Raw genomic sequence first — 12536 nt, forward strand, 5'->3', positions numbered from 1 at the left:
TAAAAAGAAACATCTAAATTTTAAAAAAATAAGCTGTAAGGCTAACATGGAAAACGTGATGCAAACGATTAGTATGGGTTTGATGGATATTTATTTTGGCTACAATGGTCGAGTCGGTGACGTACAAGGCACAAAAAGAAGCATACAGGAGTTCCAACAGCTGGCTAAAACATCTGACACGCCAGAACAAAGAGCAAGATACGCCCAAGCAGCTTCACAGTTAAAAAATGACATTCTGCCAAAAATGCAAAAAGAGATGGAACAACTAGGCAAGCAACTTGGACTAAAACCCGGACAGATGGGCAGCACCATTAATAAAGAAGACTTAATAAAAGAAAACTTAGCATTTAAAAAAGACGATAAAGATATCATTTCTTTTATTACCGACTACCAGCCGGGGAGTTATTACTCACAAAAAACATAAATCGACGGCAAGCGGGCGGCGGCTATTTGCCACCAGCCAAATCAATAAATGTCCCTGTCGCATAAGATGCTTCGCTGCTCAACAGCCAGGCGATTGCGTTAGCGACTTCTTCTGATGTACCGCCGCGCTTTAGCGGTAATAAATCAGCGACTCTATCTACGCGATTAGGCTCGCCGCCATCCTTATGAATATCGGTATAAATACATCCAGGTCGAACGCCATTCACGCGTATTCCCTCTGCTGCCAGTTCCAAAGATAAGCCTCTCGTAAAGCTATCGATGGCCCCTTTTGATGCAGCATAGTCCACGTACTCATTCGCACCGCCTATATAAGATGCTGCCGATGACACATTCACAATCGCACACTGCTTGAGCGTATTACTCTGACGCATATGCTTAATCGCCTCACGCGCACAGATAAAATATGGCGTGACATTTTGCGTCAGCATCCAATTAATGCGCTCAGCGGTCATTTCTTCGACCCGCATTTGCTGGGTCAAGACACCGGCATTATTGACTAAATGAGTGACTGGACCAAAGTGCGCTTGCACAGCTTGAAACAGCTCAACCACTTGTTGCTCATCACTCACATCCGCCTGAAAAAGCGCGGCTTTACCACCAGTAGATAAAATATTATTTTGTACCTGCTCGGCAGCTTGGTGATTTGATTTATAGTTAATGGCAACAGCATACCCTTGCTGCGCAAGCTTTTTGGCCGTTGCAGCGCCAATACCTCGGCTGCCACCCGTGATCAATACAACCTTCATAAATGTTCCTTATCGGATTTTCCTAGAGCTTTATTAAGTATCAATCTTGAAATTACCACACAATGGAACAGAATACCTGTGAGTAGGCTTTTCGTCATGTTACAAAAAATAAAAAAAGGAGCCTTTCAGCTCCTTTTTAACAGTGCATTTATTTAGTCAATAAACTTAGTCGGTGCTGGTGGCACAACAAGTTTCTTTTTAGGGTTTTCATCAAGCTCTTTTAATAGCTCTTTCACCGCACGCTCTACTGACGGATCTTGACCTGCTTGAATAAGCTCTGGGCGGTCAATCACTTCGATATCTGGAACAACCCCTTCATTTTCGATGATCCAGTTGCCGTCATTATCAAGAATACGGAATGTCGCCGCAATCACCTGACCACCGTCAACTAAGTATGGGTTACCAGAGATACCAATTAAGCCACCCCAAGTACGAGTCCCGATCAACTTACCTAGACCCGCTTGACGGAAGTAGTAAGGAATAGCATCACCACCTGAGCTTGAATAGCCATTGATCAGCATGGCTTTTGGTCCATCATGAGCAAACTGAGGCGTTTTTGTTGGTGTAACACCACGACGCTTCCAATAGTTTAGCGGCTTGCGTGCTAACCACGTGATCACGTGCTCAGGGATAAAGCCACCACCGTTATAGCGGTCATCAATGATCAGCGCATCTTTGGTTGTTTGCGGCATAAAGTTCTTGAACATCGAACGGTTACCTTCATATGCCGTGTTTGGCAAATGAACATAGCCAATACGTCCGCCAGATAACTTATCGACATAGGCTTTACGCGTTTCAACCCACTGTAAGTAACGTAGACCGATTTCACTCTTCACAGGCTTAACGGTTACTTTCCAGCTATCGTCAAAGCTTGTTGATTTACTGAGGATAAGCTCAACTTGCTCGCCTTGTGTATTTTCAAGTAACTCATAGAAGTTACTGACTTCATTCACATTGCGACCATTAACCGCCAAGATGAAATCACCTTCACTTGCACGTACACCTGTCCCACCCAGTGGAGAGCGGAAGTCTTCATGCCAGTTTTCGCCTTTAAAGATATGCTTAAGCGTGACAAAACCTGACGGGTGGCTTGCCACTTCAGCACCTAGCAAGCCATGCTTTTTACGCTCGCCTTTTGGCTCATCACCTGATTGCACATAAATGTGGCCTGCATTGATTTCACCAGCAATTTCACTCAACACATAATCAATATCTGTGCGGTGCGCAGCTGCGTCGGCCATAGGTTGATAGCGCTTCAAGATTGCATCCCAGTCTTGACCGTGGTGATTTGCGTCATAGAACCAATCACGCAATGTACGCCAACCTTCGGTGTACATTTGTGACCACTCAACACGTGGATCAATCTTCAGGTTCATGTTGCTAAGATCAAGTTGATTCGCTTTCAGATCTTGCTTCGCTTTTGGTTTGATCACACTGTACTTGCTGCCTGCACGTGCAATCACATGCTCGCCGTTTGCAGAGACTTTATACTCGCTGACACCTTTTGCGACAGTCTTAACTTTACCATCAACCTTATTTTCAACCAGCTTCAGAGCGCCGCCGCTCAGCGTCAACACACCGCCTTCAACGCCGGTCAGTGATGAGTAATTGCCCGCAGGTGCAGGTAATGACACTACGCGATCCATAAAGCCATCAACTTGAATGCTGGTATCCAGTTCTGTCTTCTCTTCTGACGCTTTATCGTCACCGACAATGTGTGTTTCATCACTTTGTAGCGTGTTGATAGGTTGAATGCTGTCATTCACCGCTACCGAGTAAATTCGTGTCGCTTTATTAAATAGATAATCAAACTCATACGAACTAAATGCTAAATTAAAGTCTCGTTCAGAAGTGAAGTAAATGTACTGGCCATCTTCTGAGAAGGTTGGATTTGACTCAGACGTCATATCATCCGTTAAGCGGCTTAACTTTTTAGACTCAACGTTATAGTGCCATAGTGATGAATAACGGTTTTCGTTATTCTTAACAAAGACTAAATCTTTGCTGTTTGGTGACCAAGTATATTGTGTAATGCTGCGCTCATCGTGCAGACCACGGTCAATCTTGTGTAGCTCACCGCTTTCAACATCCAACCACCAAATAATATGGTCTTTATCTGCAAATAATAGCTTGGTATTGTCTGGTGACCAGATAGGGTCAAAACGCCAAATTGTGCCATTGTTAGTTAACTGTTTCACTGCATTGTTATTGGCACGATCTTTTATATAGATCTCATACTCGCCCGTTGCATCACTTAAGTAAGCAACATAACGCGCATTTGGCGACCAAGTTGCTGCGATTTCGCGGCCTGCTGGTGTATGTGACAAATTACGTGTTGGACCATTTTTCACCGGTACTGAGAAAATCTCACCACGAGCTGTAAATACCGCACGCTTGCCATCGTGTGAGATATCCATTGAATCAATGAACTTGCTCACATTTTTAGTGTAAGGCAGTGCCGACTTACGTACACCATCGACATTGATAGTCAGTTTTTCGGTCATTTTATTTGCTTCATTGAAGCGATATAAGTAACCACCGTTTTCATAAACGATTGAGTCCGGACCTGCTGATGGCCACAATACATCAAACTCTTTATGGTCCGTCATCTTAACTGGCTTTTTGCCTTCACGATATTTGTAAAGGTTCAGTGTGTAATCTCTATCAGAGACGAAGTAAATGCTGTCATTCACCCAAGTTGGCTGCTGATCAGTTGCACGGTGTGTCGTTAATTGCTTAGACGTATTCTTGTCTAAATCATAGACCCATACATCTTGCGCACGACCACCTCTTGAACGCTTCCAAGTACGGAACTCACGATCAATTGGCGTGTATACAAACTTACTACCATCACCCGACAGCATACCGCCGCCACCTTCAGGAATTGCAAGAGGCTGCTCAAGGCCACCTTCTACCGGTACCATATAAGGGCGGCCCATGCGTTTGCCCCAAGGTGTACGGTTAGCACGGAAAACAATATGCTTGCCATCTGGTGTCCAGTCTAATACACGGTAATCAAAACCACCACGAGGCGGCATAGGACCGACATCATTATAGTAAGTTAGTTGCTTTAGACCTGAACCATCACGATTAATCACATAGATTTGACGGCTACCGTTATATTCAGCGGCAAAGGCAATTTTTTCACCGTCAGGTGAAAACTTAGGGAAAGTTTCGAAACCAACATGATCCGTTAAACGCGTACTTTTGCCTGTATTTGTATTCGCAACATAGATATCGCCAGAGTACACAAAAGTAACGTGCTCTTTATGGATATCAGGGAATCGTAATAAACGGGTATCTTCAGTGCTGTAGGCGCTCGCTAAAGGGCTTGCTAGCGGCCCAAGCACAGCAGCCATCGCTGCAAACAAGTGCTTAATTTTCATTATTATCTCGTATATAAATTTGACTGTTACATGATAACAATTTCACTCATAAAGTCAGGTTGATGCGATAAAAAGCACAAAAATACCCACCAAATTAAACTGAAAAATCGTCACAAAATGTAAATAGATGAATAAATGACTCACACAGCGGTGTGAGTCATCAAGAAGGTAAGTTTAGTTATGCGGGATCGTTATCAAAGCGACTGACATTAAACGGGGTCAAATCAATCGAAGTTGGTTGATTGGTGACGAGTTCGGTTATCAATTTACCTGTAATGGCCGACGTCAAAATCCCCGTCCTAAAATGACCACATGCATTAAGATAACCTTCCACACCAGACACTTTACCCAAGATAGGCAACTCATCTGGTGTGCCCGGTCTAAGACCTGCCCAACAACGCTTGATATTAGACTCATTGAGAATCGGTAAGCATTTCATCGCTCCACGGGACAATTCTTGGATCTTATCTAGGCTATTGGTAGTGTCGAAGCCTTTTTCTTCCGTGGACGAGCCTATCAAGATCTCTCCGTTGTCTTTTTGCGCGATATAACAATCACTGGTACTGATACAGCCATTCATAATTTTTGGCATGCGCTCTGATAAGACAATTTGCCCTTTAACTGGATAAACAGGCATATCTTTACCTGTCGCCTGCTTATACAGCTCATTAGCCCATGCCCCCGTTGCATTAACGAGCGTGTCACAATGTAAATCTCCCGTGGCGGTTTTCAGCCCCACCACTCGATTTCCCTCTTTCAATACTGACTGTATTTCAGTATTTAAGAACAGCTCAACGCCATTTTGCCTTGCAGCTTCAGTATATGCTTCAACCAAACGATATGGATTCACTTGGTGGTCACAAATAAAGTCAATTGCACCAATAGCATCTGGCGTAACATAAGGCTCCTCAGCTTTTAATTGCTCAGCACTTAACCAACGGATCTGGTCACTTAAATGAGGAATGCCACTGACAATTTGGTCGGCGTACAGCTCATCTTCACGGTTATACATAATAAACTTGAGCCCAGTGCGTTCAAATTTAAAATCAACATCATGCTTGTTGCGCAGTTCTTCATATAAATCTGGATACATATCATTGGATTTGAGTGCAAATTCAAAAAAACAGTCTGGTAATTGGTGTGGACGCATGGTTGGCACTTCTTCACCTTTGGCCTCACTGTGCAGTTTAGACAAGGTTTTAAAGAATATAACACCGCAGCCAAGTCCTACCGATTCACCGATAGCCCACAATCCACCTGCAGATGCTCTGGATGCATTACCGGGCTTTTTTAAATCAACCAACGCAATCTTTAAGTCTGTATCACGACTTAAAAAATAAGCACACGCAGCGCCTACAGCACCGCCACCAGCAATTACAACATCATACTTGTTCATTTAGCGTTTCTTCCATAAAAGTAAAAGGGATAGGATCAAGCGGGAATCGAGGTTTTATTACCCCAGTATTTTTGTCATGTCCGGCCTGATGGAGCAAATCAAGGGCATAGCTACTGCACGTTTTCCCCTGACAGTCACCCATACCAATCCGAGTACGCATTTTCAGTGTTGTTAGATCTTTCACACCCTCAGCGATGGCATCAGTAAGCTGTTTTTTAGTTGCTTGCTCACAACGACACACAACCGTATCGTCTTGAGGTAAATCCAATAACCCAGTTTGACGCGCACTAAAGCGATCAAAGCCAAACCGAAAACGCTTGATACGCGCATGCTTGCGCTCTATTTTGCGCTTTTCTTTTTCCATAGACGCACTATCTAGCAGGCCACGTTGATGCACAATGTTGAGCGCCGCTATCTGCCCTTCACAAATCGCAGCATCTGCACCCAGCAAGCCACTGCTATCACCAACCACATACGTATTTTTTTGACTACTTTGATAATTATCATCAAGTGTAGGTATGTAACCGCTTACTTTAGAATAGTCATGCTCAATACCAAGTAACATAGCCAACTGAGTACGTGCAACAAAACCATAACCGACGCCAATCGCATCCACGTCTAATGGCTTAGCCTGACTCATATTCGGACGCCACTGATCATCATATGGCGCGACAGACACTTGCTCTAGGTATTTACCCCCCTGTGCACTGACAATGCCGTGACCATAGTGAAAAGGAATTTGATGCTTTTTCAAGTAGCTCATCATGCTTAAGCCATTGAGCGTCAGTTTTGGTTTATGTAATAAAGCCACCGCTTCTTTGGCCAGCTTGTTGAAGGCACTCGCTTCGTAAACCCCCACGACATCAACGCCCGCTTTATGCAGCTGACACGCTACTAAGGGTAATAATGGACCCGTGCCCAATAAAGCCATTTTGCTGCCAGGCTTTACCAAACCACTTTTGATTTGTAATTGTACACCGCCCAGTAACATAACCCCAGGCAACTGCCAGCCAGGAAAAGGGACACTGCGCTCATGACAGCCCGTAGCTAAGATCAGTTCATTGTGCTCTAACGTGGTCAGTCCCCCGCCTTCACTCAATAATAAATGCTGATCACCTTCAGGCCCCAGTACACGAGTTTGTAACTTGAGTTCAATGAACGACTTGTGCTTTTCATAACGAGTGCGCAAAGCACTCATAGCGCGCTGTAAATTATCGTCCAAATGCGGCAGTGTGGCTGTATTTCTAAGTGGTCCACGGTAGATAACCCCGCCTATTTTAGAGGTCTCATCAATGATAATAGACGGGATTTGGTACTTTCCAAGCATGGCCGCTGCGGCTGTACCAGAAGGCCCTCCCCCCACAATCACAACAGGATTAGACTTTTTCATGATCAATCCCCACATCTTTAAAACGATTACTTAAAGTTTCGACCTGCATGTTGGGTTCAACTAGGGTCTGACATGCTCTTTGCTTGTATCGTTTGTTCACTTTTACATGACAGCAATGGCATACACCCATTGCACAGTAACCGCCCGTGACGACTTTTCTGTCGTTTTCACATACTTGCTTAATGTCTGCGGCCTGCAATACTGAAAGGACTGTTTCGCCTTCACAAGCGGTAATAGGTTGGTCATCTATGAGAATTTGAAATGTGATTGAGTCTAAAGGCGTAATATCCTTTGTACGCGTCGCTGTTGTCATTGTTTTACCTTTCGCTACTAAATTTCATGTCAGCCTAGGGTAAAAAACTGCCAATAAAAACCATAATCTCACACAATTTAACCTTTTATTGATCTATATTAAGGAATTATGAAAAACACGCTATTTGTAATGCCTTGTAATGTATTTCTTCGCAAAAACATGATTCAAAAAAAACAAAAAACTAATGTTATTTCATTATATTAGAGTTAAAAAAAGCATAAAACAGTATGTTTTCCACACATGGTCAACACTAAAAAGGTGTTAGCTTTTAGGTAAAATTGTCACACCCACATCTTGCTTAACATGCTCAATCACCATATATGTATGGTTTGTGCCAACACCCGGTATTTCCACAATTTGACCAAGCACCTCACGATACTGATGCATATCAGAAACCCGAATTTTTAATAAATAGTCGAACCCACCAGCGACCATGTCACATGCAACCACGTGGGGGATCTCTAAAACATGCTGTTTAAAGGTTTCAAATACAGACTCTGTTGAACTTTTGAGTGTTATCTCAACGTGCGCGACCAACCGCTGTCCAAGCTTCTCAGCATTTAATCTTGCGGTGTAGCCTTCTATATAGCCCTCTGACTCTAGCTTCTTAACCCTATCTAAGCAGGGACTGGGACTTAAATTGACAGCTTTTGCTAAGTTAACATTTGAAATTCGGCCATTTTTTTGCAATTCATCTAAAATTGCATGGTCGATCCTATCTAAGATACGCGTTTTTATTGAAGTGGTCATACAGTATAAAATTCTGCAAGAAGGTCTAATCTCCCTCAAATTTACCGTAATTAACGAAAATAAGACAGCACATTCTGCTGCTCTATCTATACAATGCTCGGAAATTATTATGGATGTCCCTTCTTTATGAAATTTGTTTCTACGAGCAAAGGGGCTAAAATTTAACCACCGCAAAATTACGCAGCGTTCATTTTAATAATGAGGCAAGAAAGCAATCACAGCCTTAGGCTATGCTTTCTGTAGTATTTAGGTTTTCAATAGAGGGTTTAACCTATGCTATTTCAAGGCGACTTAACAACCCAGTGTCCGATCCGTCAAAAGATCCGTGACTTCTACCGCATTGATGAAGAAACTGTTATCGATCACATTTTACCATTGGCTGAGGTCGGTGTTGCTGCCCGTACTCGTGCATGGGAACGTGCTCGTCAGATGGTATTAAACATCCGTAATGACCAACAAGGTCAAGATGGTGTAGACGCATTACTAGAGGAGTACTCACTGTCTTCTGAAGAAGGTGTTGTACTCATGTGTTTGGCTGAAGCACTATTACGTGTGCCTGATGCTCAAACGCAAGACATGTTAATTCGCGATAAACTTAGCAAAGGTGACTGGAGCTCGCACTTAGGCAATAGTGACTCACTATTCGTAAATGCGTCGAGCTGGGGCCTACTACTAACCGGTAAAATGGTTAACTATGCAGATAAGAATAAAGAAACGCAATTTGGTTTGCTAAAGCGTACTATGGGCCGCATTGGTGAACCTGCAATTCGTAAGTCAGTGCAATATGCAATGAAGATCATGGGCCAGCAATTTGTAATGGGCACCACGATTGAAGCGGCACTTGAGCGCGCCAAAAAGAAAGAAGCTACGGGCTACGCATACTCATACGATATGCTAGGTGAAGGCGCACGTACTATGGCTGACGCCGAGCGTTACTTCAACAGCTACATGACAGCTATTCACGTGATTGGTAAAGCAGCTAACGGTCGTGGCCCAATTAAAAGCCCAGGTATTTCTGTCAAACTATCCGCTATTCACCCTCGTTATGAGTTTTCGCACCGTGACCGTGTCATGGCTGAAATTGTGCCTAAGCTTAAAGAACTGGCACTTGCTGCAAAGCAATATGACATTAACTTCACAGTAGACGCTGAAGAAGCAGACCGTTTAGATATCTCACTCGATATCATTGAAGCTGTATTCTCTGATGATGCGCTGGGCAACTGGAATGGCTTTGGTCTTGCGGTACAAGCATACCAAAAACGTGCTATTTGGGTGATTGACTGGCTTGAAGCCCTATGTCGTCGCGTTGGTCGCAAGATGATGGTTCGTCTTGTAAAAGGGGCTTACTGGGATACTGAAGTTAAGCTGACGCAAACTGATGGTCTTGAAGACTTCCCTGTATTTACACGTAAAGCAACGACTGATGTTTCATATAAAGCATGTGCTATCAAACTGATGAACGCACGTGATGTGATCTTCCCTCAGTTTGCAACACACAACGCCTATTCTGCAGCGACTATCCTTGAACTTGCCAATGGCGAATTCAATAACTTTGAGTTCCAGTGTCTACACGGTATGGGTGACTCACTGTACAACCAAGTAGTAACAGAGGATAAAGTCCAATGTCGTGTCTATGCACCTGTTGGTCACCACGAAGACTTGCTTGCTTACCTTGTTCGTCGCCTACTTGAAAATGGCGCAAACTCGTCATTCGTAAACGCGATTGTTGATGAGTCGATGCCTGTTGAGTCACTACTTGAAGATCCGGTTGAAAAGATCCAACGTGTTAAGCATAAGCGTAATATGCAGATCACCATGCCTATCGATCTATACGGTGAAGAGCGCAACAACTCTAAAGGGTTAGATTTAACCAACATCAACCACATTACGCCAATGCGTGACAACTTACAAAAGTGGGTTGATGAAAACCTAATCACTGCTGAGGATGTACCTGAAGGACACGAAGCTGTATTGAACCCAGCAAATCACAGCGAAGTTGTTGGTTCTATCCGCCACCAAGACGCACAAGAGATGCAACAACTTGTCGCTAGTGCAGAAGCTGCTTTTGCCACTTGGTCACAAACGTCAGTGAGCGAACGTGCCGAAATTCTGCGTCGTACTGGTGATATATTAGAACTTCATCGTGACGAGCTGATTGCGATGTGTATCAAAGAAGCGGGTAAAATCACCCAAGATGGCATCGATGAAGTCCGTGAAGCGGTTGATTTCTGTCGTTACTACGCAGCAAAAGCAGAAGAACTTGCGCTGGATGAGCGCTTTAGCCCACGCGGTGTGATCTTATGTATCAGCCCTTGGAACTTCCCACTGGCTATCTTCCTAGGTCAGGTTGCTGCGGCTATCGTAACTGGTAATACGGTTATCGCAAAACCTGCTGAGCAAACATCATTAGTTGCCCTTCGCACCATTGAGCTAATGGAAGAAGTCGGTTTACCAAAAGGTATCGTGCAGCCTGTTATCGCGCGTGGTAGTGAAGTTGGTAAGCACATCGTTCCAGATACTCGCATCCAAACAGTGATGTTTACTGGCTCTACTGAGACAGGCACACGTATTTCACAAACCTTGGCTGAGCGCGGTGGCGATCAAGTACCACTGATCGCAGAAACGGGTGGTCAAAACTGTATGATCGTTGACTCAACAGCACTGCCTGAGCAGGTTGTTGATGACGTTATCTCTTCAGGTTTCCAAAGTGCTGGTCAGCGCTGTTCTGCACTACGAGTATTATTTATACAAGAAGAAATTGCAGACAAAGTGATCAACATGATCAAAGGCGCAATGCAAGAGCTACACATTGGCGACCCTGCACACCTTTCTACTGATGTGGGCCCAGTGATTGACCAGAGAGCTTTGAATGCACTCAATGAGCACGTTGAGTACCTAAAAGGTAATGCAACTCTGCATCATGAGTGTTCATTACCAGATATGGGTGATAACGGTCACTTCTTCTTTGCACCGCGCTTATACGAGATCAGCGACCTGTCAGTGCTGAAAAAAGAAGTATTTGGTCCATGCGTACACGTGATCCGCTTTAAAGGCAGTGATATCGATAATGTGATCGACCAAGTCAACAGCACAGGCTTTGGTCTGACAATGGGTATCCACACACGTATCGAAGGGCGGGCAGAATATCTCGCTAAGCTATCTCGTGCCGGTAACATCTATGTCAACCGTAACATGATCGGTGCCGTAGTAGGTGTGCAGCCGTTCGGTGGTCGTGGTCTATCTGGTACCGGTCCAAAAGCTGGTGGTCCAAACTACATTGCACGTTTGGTAAAAGAAAACCAAGCAGAGCAGAACACCCAAGCGACTAACGTTAAAGTAGATAACGAAGAGATCACAGCTTACCAAGGGGCGCAAGAGCAGGCATCACGCATGATGTCACTATCAAAGCGTGATGAGAAAGCTTGGCGTGCAATGCCACTGAACAACCGTGTTTCTGCGGTACGTCAGCTATTGGCTAAACTGGCTAAAGTAGAGCTCCTAGATACATTTGCTGATGATTTGAATAAAACATTAGCCGATGCTCGTGAGCAACTTATCCGTGTTGAAAAGCGTTTAGATACAGTAATTGAGTTGCCGGGACCAACAGGTGAGTCAAATACACTGCGCTATGAATCACGCGGCTGTGTAGTGTGTTATGCAGACAAAGAAACGTCTTTCAACTTCTGGGTACTCTCTGTGATCACTGCTCTGGCAGCAGGTAACACGGTTATCACGGTTGTCTCTGACTTGTTCCATGAAGAAGCGATTGCGTTTAGAGATAAGTTATTGAGCTGCGGCATTTCTGAAGGCGTACTGCAAGTTGCTAAGCTAAACCAGCTACCTGCAATCTTAGCCCATGAGCACCTAGCAGGTGCCGTAGTGGGCAACGGTTGTGAGCGTAAAGGCTATGTCAGCACACAGCTTGCTGCACGCAGTGGTGCTATCTTGCCAGTGATCAGCGCTGAGTACTACGATACCTTACTAGGTCGCCTAGTCACTGAGAAAACAATCAGTATCGATACGACCGCATCTGGTGGTAATACATCTCTGATGACTCTCGTTGAAGATGATGCCTAATTAACGCATTTAAAACGATATATTGAAAAGCCAG

Annotated in this window: 8 protein-coding genes; 2 read left to right on the plus strand and 6 right to left on the minus strand. The window is 44.2% G+C overall.

The genetic code is table 11. The features are described from left to right. The first annotated feature begins 58 nt into the window (after positions 1–58). Entirely contained in the window at positions 59–424 is a 366-nt protein-coding gene (locus tag L1077_RS05645) for a hypothetical protein (protein WP_063363189.1), read from the plus strand. A gap of 22 nt (positions 425–446) precedes the next feature. On the opposite strand, the gene L1077_RS05650 is transcribed toward L1077_RS05645, so the two are convergent. The 6 genes from L1077_RS05650 to L1077_RS05675 form a co-directional block, all read right to left on the minus strand. After that, positions 447–1190, minus strand: a complete 744-nt coding sequence (locus L1077_RS05650) for an SDR family oxidoreductase (protein WP_237135952.1) — start codon at positions 1188–1190, stop codon at positions 447–449. Between the two features lie 152 nt (positions 1191–1342). Then, positions 1343–4576: a S41 family peptidase gene (locus L1077_RS05655; protein ID WP_237135953.1), complete on the minus strand. Its 3234-nt coding sequence runs from the start codon at positions 4574–4576 to the stop codon at positions 1343–1345. Positions 4577–4754: 178 nt separating this feature from the next. Further along, the gene (locus tag L1077_RS05660; RefSeq protein ID WP_237135954.1) at positions 4755–5972 is read right to left on the minus strand and encodes an NAD(P)/FAD-dependent oxidoreductase; all 1218 of its coding nucleotides are present in this window, start codon (positions 5970–5972) and stop codon (positions 4755–4757) included. Then, positions 5959–7362 carry an FAD-dependent oxidoreductase gene (locus tag L1077_RS05665; protein ID WP_237135955.1) on the minus strand — a complete coding sequence of 468 codons (1404 nt, stop codon included), beginning with the start codon at positions 7360–7362 and terminating at the stop codon, positions 5959–5961. Before L1077_RS05665 ends, L1077_RS05660 begins: the two co-directional genes overlap by 14 nt. After that, a complete protein-coding gene (locus tag L1077_RS05670) occupies positions 7349–7675 on the minus strand; it encodes a (2Fe-2S)-binding protein (protein ID WP_046356148.1) in 327 nt (108 codons plus the stop codon). The genes L1077_RS05665 and L1077_RS05670 overlap by 14 nt, the downstream gene beginning before the upstream one ends. Before the next feature lie 261 nt (positions 7676–7936). Next, on the minus strand, positions 7937–8425 hold the full coding sequence (locus L1077_RS05675; protein ID WP_237135956.1) for a winged helix-turn-helix transcriptional regulator: 489 nt from the start codon (positions 8423–8425) through the stop codon (positions 7937–7939). A gap of 273 nt (positions 8426–8698) precedes the next feature. Between L1077_RS05675 and putA the strand changes: the two genes are divergently transcribed. Next, positions 8699–12502 carry a bifunctional proline dehydrogenase/L-glutamate gamma-semialdehyde dehydrogenase PutA gene (gene putA, locus L1077_RS05680; protein WP_237135957.1) on the plus strand — a complete coding sequence of 1268 codons (3804 nt, stop codon included), beginning with the start codon at positions 8699–8701 and terminating at the stop codon, positions 12500–12502. The last annotated feature ends 34 nt before the right edge of the window (positions 12503–12536 follow it).

Source organism: Pseudoalteromonas luteoviolacea (assembly GCF_021654285.1).
GTDB classification, from domain to species: Bacteria; Pseudomonadota; Gammaproteobacteria; order Enterobacterales; family Alteromonadaceae; genus Pseudoalteromonas; species Pseudoalteromonas luteoviolacea_J.